This window comes from Pseudomonas sp. zfem001 (genome assembly GCF_032621725.1).
GTDB lineage: Bacteria > Pseudomonadota > Gammaproteobacteria > Pseudomonadales > Pseudomonadaceae > Aquipseudomonas > Aquipseudomonas sediminis.
On sequence record NZ_JAVYJI010000002.1, the window covers coordinates 773551 to 795370 of the forward strand.

At 62.1% G+C, this 21820-nt stretch carries 33 protein-coding genes and 3 tRNA genes; 24 read left to right on the forward strand and 12 right to left on the reverse strand.

Annotated features, from left to right (window positions below; translation table 11 throughout):
- The first annotated feature begins 3 nt into the window (after positions 1–3).
- Positions 4–456 (forward strand): phage tail protein, encoded by a 453-nt coding sequence (locus RTH74_RS11570; protein ID WP_316914738.1) that lies wholly within the window; start codon positions 4–6, stop codon positions 454–456.
- Positions 453–1715 carry a phage late control D family protein gene (locus RTH74_RS11575; protein ID WP_316914739.1) on the forward strand — a complete coding sequence of 421 codons (1263 nt, stop codon included), beginning with the start codon at positions 453–455 and terminating at the stop codon, positions 1713–1715. Before RTH74_RS11570 ends, RTH74_RS11575 begins: the two co-directional genes overlap by 4 nt.
- 261 nt (positions 1716–1976) lie before the next feature.
- On the opposite strand, the gene RTH74_RS11580 is transcribed toward RTH74_RS11575, so the two are convergent.
- The 6 genes from RTH74_RS11580 to RTH74_RS11605 form a co-directional block, all read right to left on the reverse strand.
- A complete protein-coding gene (locus RTH74_RS11580) occupies positions 1977–2156 on the reverse strand; it encodes a hypothetical protein (protein WP_316914740.1) in 180 nt (59 codons plus the stop codon).
- Between the two features lie 78 nt (positions 2157–2234).
- Positions 2235–2678 carry a hypothetical protein gene (locus RTH74_RS11585; RefSeq protein ID WP_420713162.1) on the reverse strand — a complete coding sequence of 148 codons (444 nt, stop codon included), beginning with the start codon at positions 2676–2678 and terminating at the stop codon, positions 2235–2237.
- Positions 2679–2842: 164 nt separating this feature from the next.
- Positions 2843–3814: a hypothetical protein gene (locus RTH74_RS11590; protein WP_316914742.1), complete on the reverse strand. Its 972-nt coding sequence runs from the start codon at positions 3812–3814 to the stop codon at positions 2843–2845.
- A 27-nt stretch (positions 3815–3841) separates the two neighbouring features.
- Entirely contained in the window at positions 3842–4129 is a 288-nt protein-coding gene (locus RTH74_RS11595; RefSeq protein ID WP_316914743.1) for a hypothetical protein, read from the reverse strand.
- A 28-nt stretch (positions 4130–4157) separates the two neighbouring features.
- Positions 4158–4892 (reverse strand): hypothetical protein, encoded by a 735-nt coding sequence (locus RTH74_RS11600; protein WP_316914744.1) that lies wholly within the window; start codon positions 4890–4892, stop codon positions 4158–4160.
- 20 nt (positions 4893–4912) lie between these two features.
- Entirely contained in the window at positions 4913–5257 is a 345-nt protein-coding gene (locus RTH74_RS11605) for a transcriptional regulator (protein ID WP_316914823.1), read from the reverse strand.
- An 80-nt stretch (positions 5258–5337) separates the two neighbouring features.
- On the opposite strand from RTH74_RS11605, the gene RTH74_RS11610 reads away from it, so the two are divergent.
- The 21 genes from RTH74_RS11610 (at position 5338) to RTH74_RS11710 (ending at position 17283) form a co-directional block, all read left to right on the forward strand.
- The gene (locus RTH74_RS11610; RefSeq protein ID WP_316914745.1) at positions 5338–5538 is read left to right on the forward strand and encodes a DNA-binding protein; all 201 of its coding nucleotides are present in this window, start codon (positions 5338–5340) and stop codon (positions 5536–5538) included.
- A gap of 29 nt (positions 5539–5567) precedes the next feature.
- Positions 5568–6038, forward strand: a complete 471-nt coding sequence (locus RTH74_RS11615) for a YmfL family putative regulatory protein (RefSeq protein ID WP_316914746.1) — start codon at positions 5568–5570, stop codon at positions 6036–6038.
- Complete coding sequence (locus RTH74_RS11620) at positions 6035–6340, forward strand: ogr/Delta-like zinc finger family protein (RefSeq protein WP_316914747.1); 306 nt, start codon at positions 6035–6037, stop codon at positions 6338–6340. Before RTH74_RS11615 ends, RTH74_RS11620 begins: the two co-directional genes overlap by 4 nt.
- A complete protein-coding gene (locus RTH74_RS11625) occupies positions 6337–6615 on the forward strand; it encodes a hypothetical protein (protein WP_316914748.1) in 279 nt (92 codons plus the stop codon). Before RTH74_RS11620 ends, RTH74_RS11625 begins: the two co-directional genes overlap by 4 nt.
- Positions 6616–6689: 74 nt before the next feature.
- Positions 6690–6923 (forward strand): hypothetical protein, encoded by a 234-nt coding sequence (locus RTH74_RS11630; RefSeq protein WP_316914749.1) that lies wholly within the window; start codon positions 6690–6692, stop codon positions 6921–6923.
- Positions 6924–6933: 10 nt separating this feature from the next.
- A complete protein-coding gene (locus RTH74_RS11635; RefSeq protein ID WP_316914750.1) occupies positions 6934–7170 on the forward strand; it encodes a hypothetical protein in 237 nt (78 codons plus the stop codon).
- Between the two features lie 5 nt (positions 7171–7175).
- Positions 7176–10025, forward strand: coding sequence for a toprim domain-containing protein (locus RTH74_RS11640; protein ID WP_316914824.1), 2850 nt, complete (start codon positions 7176–7178; stop codon positions 10023–10025).
- A gap of 18 nt (positions 10026–10043) precedes the next feature.
- Complete coding sequence (locus RTH74_RS11645; protein WP_316914751.1) at positions 10044–10169, forward strand: hypothetical protein; 126 nt, start codon at positions 10044–10046, stop codon at positions 10167–10169.
- A 53-nt stretch (positions 10170–10222) separates the two neighbouring features.
- Positions 10223–10495 (forward strand): hypothetical protein, encoded by a 273-nt coding sequence (locus RTH74_RS11650; protein WP_183895279.1) that lies wholly within the window; start codon positions 10223–10225, stop codon positions 10493–10495.
- Positions 10496–10548: 53 nt separating this feature from the next.
- Positions 10549–11136 carry a hypothetical protein gene (locus RTH74_RS11655; protein WP_316914752.1) on the forward strand — a complete coding sequence of 196 codons (588 nt, stop codon included), beginning with the start codon at positions 10549–10551 and terminating at the stop codon, positions 11134–11136.
- Positions 11133–11447 carry a hypothetical protein gene (locus tag RTH74_RS11660; protein ID WP_316914753.1) on the forward strand — a complete coding sequence of 105 codons (315 nt, stop codon included), beginning with the start codon at positions 11133–11135 and terminating at the stop codon, positions 11445–11447. Before RTH74_RS11655 ends, RTH74_RS11660 begins: the two co-directional genes overlap by 4 nt.
- A 56-nt stretch (positions 11448–11503) precedes the next feature.
- Positions 11504–12463 carry a hypothetical protein gene (locus RTH74_RS11665; RefSeq protein ID WP_316914754.1) on the forward strand — a complete coding sequence of 320 codons (960 nt, stop codon included), beginning with the start codon at positions 11504–11506 and terminating at the stop codon, positions 12461–12463.
- Between the two features lie 59 nt (positions 12464–12522).
- Positions 12523–12870, forward strand: a complete 348-nt coding sequence (locus RTH74_RS11670) for an Arc family DNA-binding protein (protein WP_316914755.1) — start codon at positions 12523–12525, stop codon at positions 12868–12870.
- Positions 12863–13066, forward strand: coding sequence for a hypothetical protein (locus tag RTH74_RS11675; RefSeq protein ID WP_316914756.1), 204 nt, complete (start codon positions 12863–12865; stop codon positions 13064–13066). The genes RTH74_RS11670 and RTH74_RS11675 overlap by 8 nt, the downstream gene beginning before the upstream one ends.
- On the forward strand, positions 13056–13274 hold the full coding sequence (locus tag RTH74_RS11680) for a hypothetical protein (RefSeq protein ID WP_316914757.1): 219 nt from the start codon (positions 13056–13058) through the stop codon (positions 13272–13274). The genes RTH74_RS11675 and RTH74_RS11680 overlap by 11 nt, the downstream gene beginning before the upstream one ends.
- Positions 13271–13897 carry a hypothetical protein gene (locus tag RTH74_RS11685; RefSeq protein ID WP_316914758.1) on the forward strand — a complete coding sequence of 209 codons (627 nt, stop codon included), beginning with the start codon at positions 13271–13273 and terminating at the stop codon, positions 13895–13897. The genes RTH74_RS11680 and RTH74_RS11685 overlap by 4 nt, the downstream gene beginning before the upstream one ends.
- The gene (locus tag RTH74_RS11690; protein WP_316914759.1) at positions 13894–15132 is read left to right on the forward strand and encodes a phosphoadenosine phosphosulfate reductase family protein; all 1239 of its coding nucleotides are present in this window, start codon (positions 13894–13896) and stop codon (positions 15130–15132) included. The genes RTH74_RS11685 and RTH74_RS11690 overlap by 4 nt, the downstream gene beginning before the upstream one ends.
- Positions 15129–15374: a type II toxin-antitoxin system HicA family toxin gene (locus tag RTH74_RS11695; RefSeq protein WP_316914760.1), complete on the forward strand. Its 246-nt coding sequence runs from the start codon at positions 15129–15131 to the stop codon at positions 15372–15374. Before RTH74_RS11690 ends, RTH74_RS11695 begins: the two co-directional genes overlap by 4 nt.
- Positions 15367–15573 carry a DUF7696 family protein gene (locus RTH74_RS11700; RefSeq protein WP_316914761.1) on the forward strand — a complete coding sequence of 69 codons (207 nt, stop codon included), beginning with the start codon at positions 15367–15369 and terminating at the stop codon, positions 15571–15573. The genes RTH74_RS11695 and RTH74_RS11700 overlap by 8 nt, the downstream gene beginning before the upstream one ends.
- A gap of 80 nt (positions 15574–15653) precedes the next feature.
- Positions 15654–16004, forward strand: a complete 351-nt coding sequence (locus RTH74_RS11705) for a hypothetical protein (protein WP_316914762.1) — start codon at positions 15654–15656, stop codon at positions 16002–16004.
- A gap of 112 nt (positions 16005–16116) precedes the next feature.
- Positions 16117–17283 carry an Arm DNA-binding domain-containing protein gene (locus tag RTH74_RS11710; RefSeq protein ID WP_316914763.1) on the forward strand — a complete coding sequence of 389 codons (1167 nt, stop codon included), beginning with the start codon at positions 16117–16119 and terminating at the stop codon, positions 17281–17283.
- 135 nt (positions 17284–17418) lie between these two features.
- Here RTH74_RS11710 and RTH74_RS11715 read toward each other — a convergent pair.
- From RTH74_RS11715 to RTH74_RS11725, 3 genes are all read right to left on the reverse strand, one after another.
- Positions 17419–17503 (reverse strand) — tRNA-Leu (locus tag RTH74_RS11715).
- Between the two features lie 56 nt (positions 17504–17559).
- Positions 17560–17635 (reverse strand) — tRNA-His (locus RTH74_RS11720).
- Positions 17636–17671: 36 nt separating this feature from the next.
- Positions 17672–17748: transfer RNA gene (locus RTH74_RS11725), tRNA-Arg, on the reverse strand.
- Between the two features lie 269 nt (positions 17749–18017).
- Between RTH74_RS11725 and folD the strand changes: the two genes are divergently transcribed.
- Positions 18018–18872, forward strand: a complete 855-nt coding sequence (folD, locus tag RTH74_RS11730) for a bifunctional methylenetetrahydrofolate dehydrogenase/methenyltetrahydrofolate cyclohydrolase FolD (RefSeq protein WP_316914764.1) — start codon at positions 18018–18020, stop codon at positions 18870–18872.
- 60 nt (positions 18873–18932) lie between these two features.
- On the opposite strand, the gene RTH74_RS11735 is transcribed toward folD, so the two are convergent.
- Genes RTH74_RS11735 through RTH74_RS11745 form a run of 3 tightly spaced genes read right to left on the reverse strand, consistent with a single transcriptional unit; the run spans position 18933 to position 21812 of the window.
- Positions 18933–20675, reverse strand: coding sequence for an ABC transporter substrate-binding protein (locus tag RTH74_RS11735; protein ID WP_316914765.1), 1743 nt, complete (start codon positions 20673–20675; stop codon positions 18933–18935).
- Positions 20676–20726: 51 nt separating this feature from the next.
- Positions 20727–20999 (reverse strand): DUF2160 domain-containing protein, encoded by a 273-nt coding sequence (locus tag RTH74_RS11740; RefSeq protein WP_316914766.1) that lies wholly within the window; start codon positions 20997–20999, stop codon positions 20727–20729.
- Positions 21000–21011: 12 nt separating this feature from the next.
- Positions 21012–21812, reverse strand: coding sequence for a carbohydrate ABC transporter permease (locus RTH74_RS11745; RefSeq protein ID WP_013715270.1), 801 nt, complete (start codon positions 21810–21812; stop codon positions 21012–21014).
- Positions 21813–21820 lie beyond the last annotated feature (8 nt).

A 21820-nucleotide genomic window follows, 5' to 3' on the forward strand; every position in this document is an offset into this window, starting at 1 on the left:
GCCATGATGATGGCCCTCGGCATGTTCACCTTTGGCCTGCCAACCATTGCCTACCAGGAGCTGCAGCGCACCACCGAATGGCGCCACGGCTCCACCACCCGCATCGGCACCAACCCCGCCAGCCAGTTCCTCGGCCGGGGTGAAGACACCATCACCCTGCCCGGCACCCTGCTGCCCGGCCTGGTAGGCTCGCCGCTCAGCCTCGACACCCTGCGCATGATGGCCGACACCGGCAAGGCCTGGCCCCTGGTCGGCGGTACCGGCCGCATCTTCGGCGCCTGGGTCATCACCAGCATCAGCGAAACGCAGCAAATCTTCTTCGAAGACGGCACGCCCCGCCGCTACGAGTTCACCATCAACCTCAAGCGCATCGACGACGGCCGCACCGACATGCTCGGCAGCCTCGCCGGCGTCCTCGGTGGTGCCCTGCGCGGCGCGCTCGGTGGCCTGCTGTGAGCCTGCTGGCCCAAGCCGGGCAAATGCTCAAGCACGCCGCAAGCGGCTACCGCGACCTCACCAGCTACCCCCGCCCCATTTGCCGGCTGGTGGTCAACGGCACCGACATCACCGACGTCATCCTCGGCGGCCAGGAGCCGCGCCTTGTCAGCATCGAGCTGACCGACAATCGCGGTCTGGAGGCGGACCAGCTCGACATCACCCTCAGCGACCACGACGGCCTGCTCGCCATCCCGCCGCGCGGCGCCACGCTACGCCTTTGGCTCGGCTGGAGTGACACCGGGCTGATCGACAAGGGCAGCTACACCGTTGACGAAACCGAGCACAGCGGCGCACCGGACACCCTCAGCATCCGCGCCCGCAGCGCCGACCTGCGCGGCGGCCTCAAGGTCAAGAAGGAACGCAGCTGGAGCACCGCCACCCTCGGTACCATCATCGGCGCCATTGCCTCCGCTCACGGCTTGGCGCCGCTGGTCAGTGCCGTGCTCGCCGGCATCGAGCTGCTGCAGGTCGATCAGGCCAACGAGTCAGACGCCAACCTGCTCAGCCGCCTCGGCCGCGAGCATGACGCCATCGCCACCGTGAAGGCCGGCCGACTGCTCTTCCTGCCCACCGGCAAGGCCACCACCGCAAGCGGCCTGGCCCTGCCTCACGTCACGCTCACCAGGGCAGACGGCGACCAACACCGCTTTCTGCAGGCCGACCGAGACGCCTACACCGGCGTAAAGGCCTACTACTACGACGTAAACAGCGCGGACAAAAAAGAGGCCATCGCCGGCGCCGGCGACAACCTCAAGGAACTGCGCCACAGCTACACCGACCAGGCCAGCGCCCTACAGGCCGCCCGCGCCGAGTGGAAGCGCCTACAGCGCGGCACCGCCACCCTCAGCTACACCCTGGCCAAGGGCCGCCCGGAGCTGATCCCCGACCAGACCTACAGCCTCACCGGCATCAAGGCCGAGATTGCCGCCATCGTCTGGCTAGGCGGCAACATCCGCCACAGCTTCACGCCCGACGCCTTCACCACGTCCCTAGAGCTAGAATCGCAATTGCCGGACGGCGAAGATATCGCCGGCCTGGCCGACCCGGGCGCCGGCTATACCGGCATCGTCGCCTGGTACCGCGACGCCAAAACAGGCCAGCAACACAAGATCACCGAAGACGACCAGAGCAACCCGCGCCGCCTTACCCACCTCTACGAGAGCAAGGCCAGCGCGCAGCGGGCGGTTAAGCGTGAGTGGCAGCGCATGCAGGCCTAGCCTGCAGAATCTCCCTATGGAACCATCGGCGCCCGTCGTGAACGGAAATACGCGCCTAAGTCCCGTAGTTGACTGCTGCGACCTGGAATTGAGGGTACTGACGCTTGAAGGCGTCCATTCGATTGTCGATTAGATATTGCATGGCGAACCTCTCGCTCATTGATTGAGCCACCATGCTAGGTCAGCCGCGGAACACCCTTTACTGCGACTTTCCGAAACGGAAATTTAGCCCCGCGTTGCGGGGCCAAATCAGAGGATCATCTAGTTCTTTCGCATCGCCAGCGCCTCGATCGCCCGGCGCATGAACGCCTGTTCCCCTGCATCGAGCTGGCGGTAGAACCGCAGCAAAAGCCTTTCCTCTGGCGTGATCCATTCCTGATCCGGCTGTGCAACCCGCTCCGCCAGTTGCTCCCCTACAGCCTCACGAACTTCGGTACTCATCTGCATACTCCGTTAATGGCAGTTGAGTCCCGACCATAAAGGCGGCTTTCAGAATCCCAAGGGCACTGGCATGCGACCTTAGAGGGGGTCGCCCACCAGCACGGCCTTGCCGGTATCGCCCTCGCATTCCCCCTCACCGGGGCGCCATTCCAGCGTGGCACCCTCGCCCACGAGGTCCACGTTCAGGATGCGGTCCAGGCACTCGCCCATGCCGTCCTTGTCGATAGCCACCACGCGCTGGTCATCCCAGGTGGTCACCTCGTAGTCGAACGCCTGCGCGCTCAGATCCTCGCCCGTGTCGTGGTACAGCAACGCGGCATAGGCCTCCAGGCAAGTCTGCCGCTCACGGTTGCAGATAATCTCTACCCCGGTGGTGGTGCCGTGGTCATAGCCTTCGACAGTGCGCCAGCCGCCCCAGACGATCAAGTTGTCACCTTGGGCAACACGCAGCGGCGGGATAGTGGCAGTGGTGCGCTCAAGCGGCGCAGGGCTGGCAAGCCAGATGGCCGCATAAGCGGCCACCAGAGCAGAAGCGAGGGCAACGCAGAGATAGCGAAGAATGGGCATGGTTGAACTCCTTTTCGTGGGTGGTACCGTCCGTGTACTCAAACAGACTAGATAAACTTTCCAAATTGGCCAGCCGTATTTTTGGAGGACTAGAAAACCCAACCAGTTACAAAGGGCTTCTAAAGAATATGCTGAATAATATCCTTCAGTTTACGCGACCAATGCTCAGAACCTGCTGAATTCTTGACCAAACTCAACAACGACTCTTCAAGCGAAGCCAGCTGGACCTCCTTAGCTTTAAGCTTCTCTTTGGTCGTATCAGCCTCATTACGAAGCGACGCAGATTTTTCAATTTGCCACTGGATTTGCTTCTCTAAAACAGCATGCGCCTGCCTACACCCAATCAATTCTTGCTCAGCAGCGACTCGCCTTCTTTCACTATCCTGCACCGCTGCAGCAAGAGCATCTCTCGCAGCGACTACTTCTTTATACTCCCCTTTCAACGCTGAATATTTATCTTCCGACTCGATCTTTAACGCTTCATATTGTTTATTAATGTTATCTCTTTCTGCTGCAATCTGAGCATTGGCTGACCGCAGATTATTGAAGAAGTCTTTATTTTCGGCCAGCTTCGTATTCAGATCATTAACAGCCGAGATATTCTTAGCCTTCTCTTCGATCAGCGCCTGCTCAGCCTTATCAACTTCTGCCTTATACTTAGCAGCGGCTTCCGTTCTACGCTCGGCCTCTGACTCAGCCGCATCAATCTGCTTTTTGTAGCGCTCCCTCAGGCTTTTCACCTCTTCAGGTAAAAGTATCTGCGTATCAAGCCGACTAGCTCTAACTGCCTGCGTGAGCTCATGCTGCCACATTTGATACTTAAGCACCTGCCGTGAGACAAGTGGATAGAGCAGAATGAACGCAGCAGCCGAAAGAAGGGGAAACAACAGCGCTCTACCCAAAACATCAAATAGCTTGTCAGCGTATAGAGCATTCACCAATACAAACTTTAAAGCAGGGTCAAGCTCTGAAAACAAAACAAAAAATACTTTATAGTTCCACGCAACCCATGAAGCAAAAAACGATAGAAGTAACGGGCTATTGAAGCGCTCGCGCACGCCATCGAAAATTGAACTGACGTATTCCGACATAGTCCATGATCCCTGTCTGTTGACGCGCTACTTGCGCCTATAGCTCTTATTCCCACTCGCCGTAATGCAGTACTGTCCGCCTCTCGGGCCGGTGCATAGAACACCTGTACCGCACGAGCATTCACTGGGTGCGTTACCCGTGGCGCGAAGCGCCTTAGCGCTGCCGCCATAAACTGCGCTGCAATTGCGCTTGCTGCCGCTGATCGAGCCGTCATTGCATACCCACAGCTCACCGTCGCAGCGAGCTACGCCGCCTTTCTTACCGGAGCACGGGTAGTTAGCGGCCTGGCTCATTTGGGCCAGACCGAGAATCATGAGGAGGATTAGAAGCCCCCGCACTTCGCTACTGACTCTGTAACGCGCTAACCAGCGCTTGCTGGCCTTCTGGCTTGAAGTAAAACGGTTCGAAAGCCTTCGACCACGAATCCATCTGGATGCCATGGGTGGCGTTCGGAGTGACTAGGTCTTCAAGTGTTTCCACTTCGATAAGCCCGGCGACTGCCCGTAACGCTTCATCGCGGGTCACCGCAATCTCAACTTTCTGACCATCAATGTAGCGAGCGGAATACGGATTGAGCGTTACCTCCATGGGCAACGCACTGACATGGACACTCGGCGCATCGGTATGAATCAGCGTGCGATAAACACCGTAGAGCGCCACCCGCCGCACCTCGGCGAGCTTCACTTCGTCCAGATCGTTCGCGACGACCTGAGTGGCCAATTGGATATGCAGTGGTTCGGTAGATATAACCTTGAAGGTGCCGTTCTCTTCAGAGAAGTCGGCCTTGTCATCGATCATTTCCGTGACCGTGGCGAACTTCATCGGCGTGAGCGTTTCGGCATCAGCCGTGGAGACATTATCGGCGCCTGTGACCGCTAGTCCCTCTTTCGGCTCTGCGCTGATAAGGCCAGTACCAACCGCAATCATCGAAACCAACACGAACGCGAAGCACCCGGCGAAACTCCCTGCCAGATGCCTGATGAACCACCCGCGCCCCTTGCGCCCCAGCACTCTGGCCAGCCAGTACCACGCGCCCGCAGTCGCCCCCAGAGTGACCAGAATCACCAACGCATCCATGTGTTTTCCCCTTCTTGTACTTACTTCTTCACGTCATATCGCCCAGCCATTTCGGCCAGGGCATTCACCATCTTGTGTGTGTGGTGCCGATCGCTATCGGGCAACTGGCGGTAGTGATCGATCAAATCGCTTTCGTCGCTATCAAGGCTGCTGCTGGGCTTAGGCGTGCGCTGGCCGGTAACCACATACAGCACGTCGACACCCTGCTCTGCCACCGCCGCCAGATAGGCCGCATCGGGGTAGCGCTCCCCTTTTTCATAGTTGCCTTGGGCGTTCGCCTTCACGCCCCCCAGCTCGCCAAAAGCGCCTTGGTTGAGGCCAAGGCGCTCACGCTCTTCGCGCAGGCGCTCGCCAATTCCACTCATTTGGATAGAAAACTCCATTGACACCACTCATTTGAGTGGTAATCTGTGCGCCATTGAATGCTTTTGAATGGTTTTGAATGATGCACGCCACCCGCACCCCAGCACAAGCAAAGGCTTGGATCGAGAGCCAGGGCAAAACCGTCAAGGAATTTGCCGAAGCCAACGACCTTGATCTGCACACCACCTACCAGGTGCTCGCTGGCACCAAGAAAGGTAAGCGCGGTGAAGCCCACAAAGCCGCCGTGCTGCTCGGCATCAAGGAAGGCACGGTCGCACAGTAGTGCGCCCGGTCATTGGGGGAAACGAGAAGATGAAGCGCCCGATTCTTGATAGCCGCCGCCGCGCCGTGCTGGCCGTGGTTGCCGCATTCCCAGGTGGCCGCGAGTGCGCCGCCGCCTGGCTGGGGCTGGACCTCAAGCAGTTCGACAACAAGCTGTACGAGAACCCCGGCCACCGCCCACTGACGGACGAGCAAGTGCTGCAACTGGAGAAGGTCGCCGGCACCAGCTACCTGCCCGACTACATCAGCGGTCTCTACAACGGCGTGCACGTCGCCATGCCAGAGCTGGCAGACACGGACAACATCGACCTGCTCACCCGCGCCATGGGTACGGCGGTCAAACGCGGCAAGGTCGACGCGATGATCCTCAAGGCCCTGGAAGACGGGCAGATCGACGAAGCCGAGCTGGCCAGCATCATCACCGCCCACCGCCAGCACATCGCCGCGCGCCACGCCGAAGTGGGCGCCATCCTCGCCCTGCACAGGAAGCCCCAGCCATGACCACCAACAGCGGCGGTTACAAGTGCCTCTGCCCGGCCTGCGGCAGCCGTATGCGCATTCGCAACAGCGAGACGCAAACGCCCACCTTCAAGACCATGTACGCGCAGTGCTGCAACCTGGCGTGCGGCGCCACCTACACCGGCTCGCTCACCTGGGATTACGCGCTCAGCCCCAGCGGGCTGGATAAGCCGCGCATCAGCCTGCCGATCGCGCCCTCAGTGCAACGCATGCAGGCGCTGCGCGACTGCAAGCCGAAAACCAACCAGCTCGACCTGCTCGATGCCATGGGGGCCACCGCATGAACACCGCCCCACAACTGCCCGACGACTACCTCAGCCAGATGCAGGCCCAGGCAAAGGCCTATCTGCAGGCGCACCAAGCCGAACACCTGTCAGGCGACACCCAACTGATCGAGCGCACCACCTGCCACCTGGTGCACCAGTACGACGTGCCGTTGTTCATCGCGCCACGCCTGGTTGCTCTGGCCATCAGCGAGCTACAGCCGTACCAGAAAACCTGGCTCGGTATCGACCTGGCCAGCGGGCCGGATAGCCCAGGCCGCCACCACTTCACCTAACCCAGCACCACCAACCGCCCTGCCCGCCTTGCGTGGGTAAGGGGGAGTTACACCCAGCATTCGAGGTTTGCGCCATGCAAAACGCCGTCGAGATCCAGCTGCAACTGCCCAAGCCAGTGGCCGAGGCGCTGCTCACCAGCCTGCGCGAAGAGCTGCGCCAAGGCCTGCAGTTGCATTGGTACGCCGACCGCTACCGCACCGTGCCGGCTGGCCTGCGCAGCCAACGCATCCTCACCGACTACCCGGCCCTCGCCGGCCACAAACGCACCATCGGCGCGCTGCAAGCCGCGCTCACAGCCGCCCAGTAAGGACTGCACCATGCCAACGCCCAACCACCCCAAGCTGCCGCTGTGCAGCCAGTTAGCAGCCCAGCGTGAGCGTCATCTGTTCGCATTCTGGTTTGACGCTCTGCTGACTGATCCTTCTCAGGAAATACAGCAAGCGGACGCCTATCGGCTGATGGGCATGCTCGCCGCGTACCAGGAACAAGAACAGCTCCATACCAGTGACATGGTCGCCGAACTGCGCGCTTTCGCCTTCGGAGCCACCGCATGACCCCCATGAAAGAATCACTGCGCCTTGAGGTGCTCAGCCGCCTCAAGCGCGACTTCGACTTCCCGCGCACTGACGTCAAGGTCATGCGCAAGGGCAAATGTCCGGCCCCCGGTTGCGGCCAGAAAACCCTATACACCTATTCGGATGCCCCGTGGATGCTGGTCTGTGGTCGCCCGAAACAATGCGACCACCGCATCCACGTCAAAGACCTCTACGACGACCTGTTCAACGACTGGAGCAAGCAGGCGCCCTCTACACCGGAGAACCCCACCGCCACCGCCCGCGCCTATCTGGAAATGGCCCGTGGCTTCCGCCTGGAGCTGCTCGCCGGCGTGTTCACCCAGGAAAGCTACTGGGATCGTGACCTCGGCATCGGCAGCGCCACCGTGCGCTTTGAAATGCCAGGCGGCGGCTACTGGGAACGCCTTATCGACCGCCCCGAGCGTTTCGGCAAGCAGAAGGCGCGCTTCAAGCCGGGCTACAGCTACAAGGGCAAACTCTGGACGCTGCCCGGGCGCGACCTGACCGACGTGACCGAGCTGTGGATCGTCGAGGGCATCTTCGACGCCATCGCCCTGGAGCATCACGAGCACGCCGCCGCCTCCATGATGAGCAGCGCGCCCTTCCCTGGCGAAGCCCTCAAGGCACTCAAGAAGGCCTGCCAGGATGCTGGCAAACCCCTCCCGCGCCTGGTGTGGGCGCTCGATAACGAGCCGGTGGCCAAGGCCAACATGCGCCGCTGGGCGAAAGAGGCCCAAGACCTGGGCTTCACCTGCTCAGCCGCCGTCATCCCGCAGAACGGTAAGAAGGTCGATTGGAACGACCTGCACCAGCGCTGGGCCTTTATCGACGACGCCGAGCAACGCGCCGCACGTATCGCCGCAGACCTGGACGAAGCCCGCTACCAGGGCGCCCTGCTGACCGCCGAGAACGCCAGCGAGAAAGGCTTGCTGATCTACCAGCGCAACGAATGGAAGGAGTTCCACTACCGTTTTGATAACCGCCTCTACTGGTGGTCGCTCGACCTCGACAAATACAACAAGGCCATCCAGGCGATCGAGGGCGACGACGAAGGCGCAGACCGCGAGCTGAACAATAAGCAGATCCGCGAAAAAGCCTTGCGCCTGTCCGGCAACGTCACCGAAATCGCCAACTGCTACTTCGAAGCCCTGTACTTCCAGCGCAACGAGATTACCGACGAATCATGGTACTACCTGCGCGTCGACTTCCCCCACGGCGCGCCGAGCGTGAAGAACACCTTCACCGCCACCCACATCGCTGCCGCCAGCGAGTTCAAAAAGCGCCTGTTGGGTATGGCCGCCGGCGCCATGTACACAGGTACCGGCCAGCAGCTTGAAAAGATCATGAAGCTGCAGACCTACGGCATCAAAACCGTCGAGACGATTGATTTCGTCGGCTACAGCCGCGACCACGGCTGCTACGTGTTCGGCGATATCGCGGTCAAAGACGGCCAGGTGTACGAGGCCAACGCCGAGGACTATTTCGAGTTCGGCAAACTGCGCATCAAGACGCTGCAAAAGGGCGTCACCATCCGCCCCAGCCGCGACGCCAAGGCCTACAGCAGCGAATGGTTCAAGCTGCTCTGGACGTGCTTCGGCGCCCAGGGCGCGGTTGCCCTGGTGTGGTTCTTTGGCTCGCTGTTCTGCGAACAGATCCGCGCCCGCTGGCAGTCCTACCCCTTCCTGGAGGCAACGGGCGAAGCCGGCGCCGGCAAAACCACCCTGCTCAACCTGCTGTGGAAGCTGCTCGGCCGTGCCGGCTATGAAGGCTTCGACCCGATGAAGTCCACCAAGGCCGGGCGCTCGCGCCTGATGGGCCAAGTCGCCGGCATGCCCGTGGTGTATCTGGAGGCCGACCGCCACAGCGACGACAAGCCCCACGCCAAAACCTTCGAATGGGACGAGCTGAAAGACTTCTTCGGCGGCGGCACCCTGGCCACCAAGGGCGTGAAAACAGCGGGCAACGAGACTTATGAGCCGCCCTTTCGCGGCACCATCGCCATCAGCCAGAACGCCGCTGTGGTAGCCCATGAGGCGATCATGACCCGCATCTGCAAACTGCATTTCGTGCGCCCCCAGGTCACGCCAGAAAGCCGCGCCGCGGCGGACAAACTCAACGCCCTGGACGGCGACATGCTCAGCCACTTCCTGCTGCTGGCCATCAAGGCCGAGGCCGGCGTGCTGGATGCCTTCGCCGAATACTTCCCCGGCTATGAATCACGCCTGCGCCGCCTGCATACCCACTGCTGGCAGTGCGAAACGCCCTACGCCACCGCCAACGAAAGCCACGCCTGCCCCAGCTGCGGCAACACGCTGCGCGGCTACATCCGCGTCGAGCGCATCAGCAAGAACCACGCAATGCTGCTGGCCCTGCTGCACTGCCTGCGCCAGGTGGTGCCCGTCATCAGCGACGCCCAGGTCAGCGCCACGCAACGGCAGATCATCACCATGGCCCTGGAGCGCCAGGCCTCGATCAGCGCCGATCACCAGCACGTGGCCGAGTTCTGGGAAGTGTTCGACTTCCTGGAAGGCCTGGACGGCGAAGGCCCAGTGGTCAACCACAGCAACAACCGGGAAAAGGGCGAAATCGCCATCAACCTCAACGACTTCTACGAACGCGCCCAGGAGCACAAGCAGAAGTTGCCGGACATCAACGTGCTGCGCGACCTGCTCAAAGAAAGCCGCTCCCGCAAGTTCGTCGACGCCAACGTCGCCGTCTGCAGCGCGGTGCGCACGCACCAGGCCAAGCGCAACAACCTCACCGTCTACAAGTCCCCCACCGTCAAGTGCTGGATCTTCCAGCAACCCACCGCCGGCTCGGCAAAGCCGGCTTAACCCCGAAGGAGAACCACCATGCCAATCGATCACGAAACCCGCGTAGACAAGGCCATCACGCTACTCGGTAGCGGCATGGCGCTCGTTGCGCTGTTCACGCTGTGCAGCCTCGCCCCGGAAGCGCTGCTCGCCATCATCCACTGACCCAACACGCCCAGGCGCGGCAACGCCTGGGCACCACCCGAAGGAGAACCACCATGCAACTGAACGTAGAACGCGGCGCCCCGATGACCGGGAAAACCATCCGCCTGCGCGAATTAGCGAAGGCAAACGGGCAAACCGAAAAGCAAATCCTGGTCGGCCGCACCAGCACCAAGGCAGCGCTGCTGCGCGATGTCCGGCGTCTCGCTTCTCGGGGCGCAACAGTCATTTGCATCGACGAATGCACCGAGATGCAGATCCGTGAGCTGGAACGCTTCAAGGGCAAATTGCCTACCAACCTGACCATCCACGCGGTAGTCGCCAACTGACCTCCAACGCCCAGGCGCGGCAACGCCTGGGCAACCCCCGAAGGAGAACCACCATGCAGCACCACTACAAATCCACCGCACCGGCCACCGTGGCCATTGTCCAGGAGCTGTACCAGGCCAAGGCCGAGCTACGCGCCAAATCGGCCAAACTGGGCGAACTGTTCGGCGGCCCAGTTGCGCCAATGGCCAGCATCACCTGCAACTACGCCGGCGGTGTGAAACTCAGTGCCGACAAGGCCCACGACGTGCACTGGCGCCGCCCTGATGAATGGGGCTACCGCGACCTGCGCACCAAGCCCCTCCTCCCCAAAGGCACCGAGAAGAAGGACCGCGCAGCCATCCGCGAGGAGCATGAGCGCCTGCTCACACTCTGGCGCGAGAACTACCCGCCGCGCGTGGACGTGCACAGCTACTGGGGCCGCCTGGGCGTAAACACCGGCAACCTGCTCTTGTGTGGCGGCGTTCTGTTCGAACACCAGGCTACCGCCTACTTCCTCCTGGGCTTCCAGATCGACGAGGCCGACCACCTGGCCAAGGTCGCTGCCGGCCAGCCCACCTCGGGCTGGATTGAGGGCGCCGTCGAGATTCTGCCAAGCGAGTACTCGGCGGCTGTCAGTGCCTTCGAAGGAGCAAAGGCATGAGCAAAGAACTCACCTGCACCGTCACCGAGCGCGGCTTCCCCTTTATCAGCTTTAAAGACCGCTACGACGAACTTTGCTCCCTACAGATCAGCAGCCTGGCCGGCGAGCAAGTGCATTGCTGGTTTGGCGTCACCAACCCATCCATTCAGGTCATGGAGCAAGGCAAGGGCTGGCAGCCCGTCAAGCTGCCGAAAGGCGCACTTGTCAGCGGCCGCATGCACCTGAGCCAGGACCAGGTGCGCGCGTTGCTGCCGCACCTGCAGGCCTTTGCAGAAACCGGCGAGTTCGCCTTCGACCCTCTCACCTGCTGACCAACCCAGCCCCGCCGAGCGGCAACTCGGCAGGGCTGGCCCGAAGGAGAACCACCATGCACCTACAACCCCACCACCGCTGGCCGCTGCTCGCCATGGTCGCCGCCCTTGCTGGCGTAACCGCCACCTCTGTGGCCATGGCCATCGCCGCGCTGATCGACGCGCCAGTGCTCGCCGCACTGTTCGCCGGCGCCGCCGTGGTGCTGGACCTGTTCAAGTACTTGGCGTGGCCGCTGGCCCTGATGATGCTGGCAGCCCGCCGCACCCTGGCCGCGCTGCTGATGATGGCCAGCGCCCTGGCCATGGGCGCCGTTTCCGGCTGGGCGACATACGACCGGCTTATGTCCTCGATCATCACCAGCCAGGCCGAGCACCAGGCGCAGCACGAACAACGCCAGGCAGACCTGCTGGAACTGCGCCAGGCCGACGCCACCCGCATCGAGCAGCTCGACGCCGAAGCGGTCGCCGTCCATCACCAGGCCAACGCCCTGCGCGAACGCGGCATGGTCACCCGAGCCCTGGAGCTGGAAAGCGCCGCCCTCACCCGCATCGACGCCCTGCGCGCCGCCGCCCAGCAACGCCGCGACAGCGCATCGCAGGAACTCACCGCCCTGCGCAGCAAACCGGCCAAGGCCGCAGGCCTGCCCCAGGCGCTGGCCACTCTGCTGTGCATCGGCTTCGCCCTGGCGCTGGAAGTGGTACCGGCCCTGATCCTCAGCGCCCTGCGTCCCGTCCCCGTTACCGAAACCGCGCCGGTACGCACACCGGAACGCCAGAAACGCACCGAGGAACGCCCCCAGGAACAGCCGGTAACCGGGCCGGAAACGGCAGTAGGAACAGACCTACCCGCCGAGCTGCTGCAGCTGATAGCCAGCACCGTGAGCGGCGCCAAGCTGAGCGTTCGACAGGTAGCGAAGGAATTGAGGATGGGCAAAGAGAGAACCACCCGACTGATGCAGCTGGCCGCAGAAGCGGGCCTGCTGAGCAAGACAGCCGCCGGATACGTGGCGGCATAAAGAAAGGCCCCGGTGAGCGGCAACTCACCAGGGCCAACCAACCCCGAAGGAGAACCACCATGCAAGCAGAACCCCAAGAAGTCAGCGCCAATAAGGCTACCACGTTGCGCGGCAAATCCCGCACGGCCGAGAAGTTCGTCGCTCGCCTGCCTGATGGCATGCGCAGCCGTATCGAGGCACTGGCAACTGAGAACCATCGCAGCATGAACGCCGAAATCATCCGCCGGCTTGAACGCTCGTTCATCACCACCGACCTGGTCGCGCAGCAGAATCAGCTGATCGCCCATCTTCAAGCGACCATCACCACCCTCTGCCGCACCGCCGCCAGCGAAGGCGCCGGCCCCGAGCTGCGCGCGGCCATCGACGCGGTATACGCCGAACGCCGTGGGGAGGTGCCCCATGCGTGAGCGCCCAACCCTGGCCGGCAGCCGCCTGGACCTGCACAGCATCTGCGACATCTGCGGCAAGCCCCGCAATACCCGCAAACACGCCAAATGCAGCCGCATCCGCCAGCAAACCAAGCAGGCCGAGTGGTCGGCCTTCATGGCCGAGCTGGCCGCCAAACGCCTCGCCAAACAGGAGCGCCGCCGCTATGGCCGTTGAAATCCGCTGCCGCTACGCCGCCGGCACCTACGTGGCCACCGTCAAAGGCGAGAAGCGCACCGCCAGCAACACCATCAGCGCCCGCCACGCCGCCGAGGCAATGGCGGTAAAGCTCGGCCTCGACCCGGCCCACCTGGTGGAGAAACAACGCGACCTGATCGACCCGAAAGACCGCGTCGTCTTCACCCATCCAGGAGAGCCGGTATGAAGACCGAAACTACTCAGATAACCAAGCTGCTGATCAGCGACCTGATGGGCGAGCCTCACAAGCTGGACCCTGTGACCGTGATTCTTGAAGACATCGGGCACCGAGTGATTCCCACGGCTAGCGGGAGCTACACCTCGCGCCAGGGCAAGATCATTGTCGAGTGTTACGGCAAATCGTGGTCGGCCTACTGGGGCGGCATGGGTGACCGGACGGTGGCGCAGTTCTTCAGCGACGAGCATTGCGGGTACCTGATCGGCAGCCTGGCGCCTAGCCTGGGCGTGAACCGTTTCAGCGGTGGCGCCTTGGTCACCATGGCGAAGCGCGTGGTGCTGGATTGCCGACGCGGGCGCACGGCCAACCACCACCCTTACAGCATGGATAAGGAAGACGCCCGAAAGCTGTTCGACCGCATCGAAGACGAGCTGCGCAACGTCGAGCGTGAGGATCACTGCTGGAACCACTCCGACCTGCTCGCCGAGCTGTTCAGCGACGAGTGGTGGCACGCCGCGAGTGAAGCCACCGAGCCAAGCCCTGAATACCAGTACCTGCAACGCATCGTGCAGGCCGTTCAAGCAGGCCTGCGCCAGGCTGGGCTGGCGAATGTTCAGGAGGTGGCCGCATGAGTTCCCTACGCCAAGGCGACATCTTCGCCGGCGGCGCCCAGCGCCTGCAGATGACCGAAAGCATCGAGCTGACGATTCAGTCCCTGCAGGCCTATGGTGCTGACCATGACCACTGGGGCATCGCCTGGTCCGGCGGGAAGGACAGCAGCGCCACGCTGACCCTGATCATCTGGCTGATTGACAGCGGGCGCATCAAGGCGCCCAAGACACTCACCGTGTTCTACGCAGACACGCGCCAGGAGCTGCTGCCCCTGGCCAATGCTGCCAGCCAGATCATGGACGAGCTGCAGGAGCGCGGCATCCACGTCGAGGTGGTCACGGCGCCGATGGAAAAGCGCTTTATGGTCTACATCCTCGGGCGTGGCGTGCCGCCGCCAAATAACAACACACTGCGTTGGTGCACCCGCCAGATCAAGATTGACCCAATGGCCCAGGCGCTTGAACAGCGCCTGGCTGAGCTCGACGGCAATGTGCTCATGATCACCGGCGTGCGCCAGGGCGAGAGCGCGATCCGCGACAAGCGCATCGAAATGAGCTGCGGCAAGGACGGCGCAGAATGTGGCCAGGGCTGGTACCAGAAGGTATTGCCCGAGGCCAAGGGCCTGAAAGGTCGCCTCGCTACACTGGCGCCGCTGCTGCACTGGCGGGTGTGCCATGTGTGGGAATGGCTCAAACACTGGGCGCCACGGGCTGAGTTCGGTGACTGGTCTACGGCCGCCATCGCGGATGCCTATGGCGGCGACGAGGCCGAGGAAATCAACGCACGCACAGGCTGCACCGGCTGCCCTCTGGCCAGCAAGGATGCCGCGCTAGATACCATCCTGCTCAGCCCGCAATGGGCCTACTTGGCGCCGATGAAGGGCATCAAATCGCTGTGGCGCGAGTTGCGCGAACCACAGCACCGGCTGCGCAAGGCGGGCATAGAGCGGCTGAAGAACGGCAGCGTAGCCGCCAACCCGCAGCGCATGGGGCCGATCCTGCTGGAATCGCGATTGATGGCGCTGGATCGCCTGCTCGGCATCCAGGCGGAAATCAACGAGGCTGCTGCACGCCTCGGCCGCCCGAAGGTGGACATGATCAACGCCCAGGAAGAGGCGCGAATCCGCGAGCTGATCGCCGCCGAGACTTGGCCGGACGGTTGGGAGGGCGACGAGCCTGTCGCCACTACCCCGCTCGACAAGGTTTACGCGGACGGCTCCGTCCAGCCACTGCTGTTCCTGGAGGTGCAATCGTGAGCCGGCAGATAGTCATCTACGGCCGGCGCGGCGGAAAGCGCCTGTGGCCTCTGTTCGTCTACGCCCAGGCGCATGGCTGGCAGATCACCCGAACCAACGGCGGCCACCTGCGCCTGACCAAGCCTGGCCGCCCCATCGTCCATACCAGCAGCACGCCGAGCGATTGGCGTGCCGTGCGCAACGCCGTCTCCATGCTGGCCAGGGCGGACGGCTATCGCGTATTAGAGGTGGACCGTGGCTGACCAGGCCGACCGGCAACACATGCACGAATGCGAGGCGCGGCAGTGGCTGCGCCTCGGCTATTCCAGCGAGGCGATGGTCGACGAGCTGCGCGAGAAGGTCGCCGCCAAGCGCGGCGCTGCTGCGGCCGAGCGGCTGATCGAGGAAATGCGCCGACAGTGGAAGCGCCGTAGCGAATGGCTCGGGAGGGACCATGTGTAGACCAGGACGCGACAAACGACTCTCGACGCCAGCCCGTTCAGTGGTAAAAATACTGTACATCCAAACAGTATTTATTCGCCATGTATTACGACATCGCCCAGCTCTATCACCTCGGCAAGAAGCGACCGCGCCGCGACGTGCAATCCAGCCAGCGCTTACGCGCGGACATCATCGTTTGCCTCGATCCCTCGGGGCCATCGGGCGGGCCGTGCCTCTGTGCCTGTGTGGGCGGCGGCCATATGCAGGACCCCATCCCCAGGCTCTACAACGTGCAGCTGGAGGGCATGGCCACCCTGGGTATGGTGCTCACCGGCGTGGAGGTGATCGACGGCCAGGTGTTCCATCAGGCCTGGCACTGCCGCCCGCTGGAGGACAAGGTGGTAATCCCCTGGACGAGCTGCCCGCCCTCGTCACTGGATCTGCTGATCTGAGGCACCCGCCACCCCCATAACGAGAAACCACCGCTTCAACTTCTCGGCCCACTCTCGGGCCGAGCTTTTTTTCGGCCCATACACTGGGCTTTTCGTGTGCCGGGGGGCGCAGATGGCAAATGGTGTAGAGGTGCGCGGCAAGCGCGTGCGTGTGTATTTCCGTTATCAGGGCGAACTGTGCCGCGAGCCGTTCAACGGCGACGCCACGCCCGAAAACATCGCCCAGGCTGAGCGCCTGGTCGGCATGATCGAGTATGAAATCAAGGCGGGCACTTTCAGCTATGCCCGCCACTTCCCAGACTCGCCCAGGGTGAAAACCAACACCCTGGGCCACTACATGGACCTGTGGCTAGAGATCAAGCGCAACGAAATGGCGCCGTCCGGCTTTCGCACCTACAAGAGCAAGTTAGAGACGCACATCCGCCCGCGCTGGGGCGATGAACAGGCCGACACCATCGATCACCTGGACCTGCAGGCATGGGTGCATAAGACACTGATGCCCACGCTGCACAACCGCACGGTGCGCGAGGTGGTCAGCCTGGTGAAACAGGTCTTCACGCTGTACCGGGCGCGCAACCGCTCGGCGCATGATCCGACCGAGGGCATCACCATCCGCCAGCCCGACCCGGACGAGGTCGACCCGTTCACCCGCAAGGAAATCGACGCGATCCTCGGCACGCACACCGACAAGCTCCAGGAGCTGCTGCTCGCGCAGTTCATGCTGTGGACGGGGCCGAGGGTATCGGAGGCCATCGCGCTGGCCTGGGAAGACGTCGACCTCAAGGCCGGCACGGTGAGATTCCGCCGCGCACAGGTGCGGGGCGTGTACAAGGTGACGAAGAACAGGCGGTCAAACCGCGAGGTGCGATTGCTCAAGCCGGCATTGCAGGCGCTGCACGCCATGGCGATCCACACGCAGAAGCTCAAGCCGGTGGAAGTCGAAGTGCTCGACCGTGACAACAAGACCAGGAAGCGCCAGGCGCTGCGCTTCGTCTTCCACTGCACCAGTACCGGCGCAGCGCACAGCAGCTCCGACATGCTGCTCAAGGGATTCTGGCGCCCGCACCTGGAAGCAGCCGAGGTGCGGTACCGGGGGCCGAACAACTGCCGCCACACCTACGCCAGCCAGCTGCTCACCACCGGCGCCGTCACGCTGCAGTGGCTAAAGGATCAGATGGGCCACACCACCATTGCCATGCTTGAACGCCATTACGGCAAGTACATCAGCAAAGACGGCCCGGACATGATCCCGCTCCTGGAGCACGCGCTAAAGCTGTGAATCCAGCCCCTCAGAAACGACAAAAGGCAGCCCTCGCAGGCTGCCTTTTTCGTTCCACCATTCCCGAAGTGTTCCCAAAACGCTCCCCTCTGAGAAGCGATCCGGCTAGAACCCCCGGAAATACTGGCTTGTACATGGTGCGGACGGAGAGACTCGAACTCTCACACCTTGCGGCGCCAGAACCTAAATCTGGTGTGTCTACCAATTCCACCACGTCCGCGTGGCTTTGCAGCTTAAAACAAAAACGCCAGGCTTTCGGCCTGGCGCTTTGGAATATGGGGTGGACGATGGGAATCGAACCCACGACACCAGGAGCCACAATCCTGTGCTCTACCAACTGAGCTACGCCCACCATATTGCATTTGCTTACTCTTGCCTGACCGCCAAATGGCGCACCCGGCAGGACTCGAACCTGCGACCATCCGCTTAGAAGGCGGATGCTCTATCCAGCTGAGCTACGGGCACTTATCCATCCGCTAGCGCAGACTTACAAGCTTTTGGCTCCAGCCTCACCACCAGGGCTTGGCTTTTGCCGCCTCACCCAGCGAGTGGCTGTTCCTGAGAAGCGGGGCGAATGTTATAGACGCCTCCCAACCTCGTCAACAGAAATTTTCAAAAAAATTCAGCGATTTAAAGGAGTTACGCGAAAACGACGGCAGGCGCCTTTGCCCAGGTGAGCGCCCATGCGAGAATGCGCGTCCTTTTTTCATCCTTATTAATGGTTAACCAGCGCAATGACCGCACAACTGATCGACGGCAAGGCGATCGCCGCCAGCCTCCGCCAGCAGATTGCCCAACGTGTCGCCGAACGCCGCCAGCAAGGCCTTCGTGCGCCAGGCCTGGCTGTGATCCTGGTCGGCACCGATCCTGCCTCCCAGGTCTATGTGTCACATAAACGCAAGGATTGCGAAGAAGTCGGTTTCCTCTCCCGCGCCTATGACCTGCCGGCAGAGACCAGCCAGGCCGATCTGCTCGCGCTGATCGACGAGCTCAATGAAGACCCGACCATCGACGGCATCCTGGTACAGCTGCCGCTGCCGGAGAATCTGGATTCTTCCCTGCTGCTCGAACGCATTCGTCCGGACAAGGATGTGGACGGCTTCCATCCCTACAACATTGGCCGTTTGGCACAGCGCATGCCACTGCTGCGCCCCTGCACTCCCAAAGGCATCATGACCCTGCTGGAAAGCACAGGGGCCGATCTGTACGGCATGCATGCGGTGGTAGTCGGCGCTTCCAATATTGTTGGCCGCCCTATGGCCATGGAGCTATTACTGGCCGGTTGTACCGTCACCGTCACTCACCGTTTCACCAAGGATCTGGCCAGCCATGTAGGCCAAGCCGACATCGTCGTGGTCGCCGCCGGCAAGCCGGGACTGGTCAAGGGTGAGTGGATCAAGCCAGGCGCCATCGTCATCGACGTCGGCATCAACCGCCAGGAAGACGGCAAACTGGTCGGCGACGTAACCTTTGATGCCGCCCTGCCCCGCGCCGGCTGGATCACTCCGGTTCCAGGCGGTGTTGGCCCGATGACTCGCGCCGGGCTGTTGGAGAACACCCTGCACGCGGCCGAACATCTGCATAAGTAAGCAGCGCTGCATAACGAACAACGGCACCCGAGGGTGCCGTTGTCGTTTCTGCCACTTGGATCAGTTACGCGCCTGCTCCCAGGACTTGAGCAACTCGTCGTAGGCGATGGTTTCGCCTTTGGGCTTCTCGTTGGCCAGCTTGGGCTTCGGTGCACCCGGCTGGTCGAACCAGTACTGCGGATCACGCGGCTCGTTCAGCTTCGGCCCGCACTCGCCCAGCACACCGGAGCGCTCCAGACGACCGAGCATGGTGTCTTGCGCAGCCGCCAGGCCATCGAGCGCCTGCTGCGGGGTCTTGTCGCCGCTGGCGGCCTCGGCGATGAACTGCCACCACAGCTGAGCCAGGCGCGGATAGTCCGGCACGTTGGTGCCGGTCGGCGTCCATTGCACACGTGCCGGGCTACGGTAGAACTCCACCAGACCCCCGAGCTTGGGCGCCACGTCCGTCATCGCCTGCGAGTTGATGTCCGACTCACGAATCGGCGTCAGGCCGACCAGGGTCTTTTTCAGCGAGACGGTCTTGGAGGTAACGAACTGCGCATAGAGCCAGGCGGCCAGGCGCTGTTTCTCCGGCGTGGAGTTGAGGAAGGTCCAGGAACCGGTATCCTGATAACCGAGCTTCATGCCCTCCTCCCAATACGGGCCCTTGGGCGACGGCGCCATACGCCATTTCGGCGTGCCATCGTCGTTAACCACCGGCAGGCCTGGCTTGGTCATATCAGCAGTAAAAGCGGTGTACCAGAAGATCTGCTGAGCGATGGCACCCTGCGCCGGCACCGGGCCGGATTCGGAGAAGGTCATGCCCTGCGCTTCCGGGGGTGCGTACTGGCGCATCCAATCGACGTACTTCTGCGTGGCGAACACCGCCGCTGGCCCGTTGGTATCACCACCGCGGGCAACACTGGAGCCTACCGGCCGGCAGCCGTCGACGCGAATGCCCCACTCGTCCACCGGCAGGCCGTTGGGTAGGCCCTTGTCGCCACCGCCGGCCATGGAGAACCAGGCGTCAGTGAAGCGCCAGCCCAGCGACGGATCTTTCTTGCCGTAGTCCATGTGGCCATAGACGCGTTTACCGTCGATTTCCTTGACGTGTACCGAGAAGAATTCAGCAATGTCCTCGTAGGCTGACCAGTTCACCGGCACGCCCAGCTCGTAGCCGTAGATTTCCTTGAACTTGGCCTTCAGCTCCGGACGCTCGAACCAGTCGGCGCGAAACCAGTAGAGGTTGGCAAACTGCTGATCGGGCAACTGATAAACCTTGCCGTCCGGCCCGGTGGTGAATGACAGGCCGATGAAGTCGTTAAGATCGAGAGTCGGCGAGGTGAAGTCCTTACCCTCGTTAGCCATCATGTCGGTGATCGAGACCGCCTTGCCATAGCGGAAGTGGGTACCGATCAGGTCCGAGTCGTTGACCCAGCCGTCGTAGATGTTCTTGCCGGACTGCATCTGCGTCTGCAGTTTCTCGACCACATCGCCTTCCTGCATCAGGTCATGCTTGAGCTTGATGCCGGTGATTTCACTGAAGGCCTTGGCCAGGACCTTGGACTCGTACTCATGGGTGGTCAGGGTTTCCGAGGCGACGTTGATGTTCATGCCACGAAACGGTTCGGCAGCCTTGATGAACCACTTCAGTTCTTCGAGCTGTTGCTCAGGCGTCAGCGTCGAGGGGTTGAACTCATCGGCAATCCATTTCTTCGCGGCCTCTTCATAGGCATCCGCCCAGGCCGCACCGCTCAAACCGGACAACGCCAGCAAGGCGGCCAACGCCATGCTATGTCGGGTCTTGTTGTTATTGTCGAACATAGAGACCTCCATCTCAGGATATGGGGAGAGGCATACCGGCGGCAGCCCGGCTCAGCCCCAGCGCATGACTGCGCACAACCACAACAGCGATAGCAGCGACGCTATCCACACGCTCCAGTCGGTCACGCCTATCACCAGCAGGTGCAGGTAGGCGCTGCCGAGCAGACCGATGAACAGCCGATCCCCACGGGTGGTGGTGATCGGCAGAAAACCCTTGCGCTCGACACAGGGCCAGCGCAGCTCGACCAGCGTCATGCCGGCCAGCAGCACGGCGATGCAACCGAAGAACAGCGTGGTCGGCAGAGTCCAGGCCATCCAGCTCATGATGAACCTCCCTTACACGCGACCGAGGGCGAAGCCCTTGGCCACATGGTTGCGAACGAACCAGATCACCAGCATCCCCGGGATGATGGTCAGCACCCCGGCAGCGGCGAGCACGCCCCAGTCGATACCCGAGGCGGACACGGTACGGGTCATCACCGCCGCGATGGGCTTGGCGTCCACCGAGGTCAGGGTGCGCGCCAGCAGCAACTCGACCCAGGAGAACATGAAGCAGAAGAAGGCGGTGACACCGATACCGGAGCGGATCAGCGGGATGAAGATCTTCACGAAGAATTTCGGGAAGCTGTAGCCGTCGATATAGGCCGTCTCGTCGATTTCCTTGGGCACGCTGGACATGAAGCCTTCAAGGATCCACACCGCCAGCGGCACGTTGAACAGGCAGTGCGCCAACGCCACAGCGATATGGGTGTCGAACAGGCCGATGGACGAGTACAGCTGGAAGAACGGCAGCAGAAACACCGCGGGCGGTGCCATGCGGTTGGTCAGCAGCCAGAAGAACAGGTGCTTGTCACCGAGAAAACGATACCGCGAGAAGGCATAGGCAGCCGGCAGCGCCACGCTGAGCGAGATCAGGGTGTTGAGGCTGACGTAATACAGCGAGTTGAGGTAGCCCTCGTACCAGCTGCGGTCGGTGAAGATCACCCGATAGTTGTCCAAGGTGAAATTCTGCGGCCAAAGGCTGAGCCCGCCGAGAATTTCGGTATTGCTCTTGAACGACATGTTCAGCAGCCAGTAGATCGGCACCAGCAGGAACAGAAAGTAGATCAGCAGTACCAGGCGTTTGCGCAGCGTCATGGTCGGCC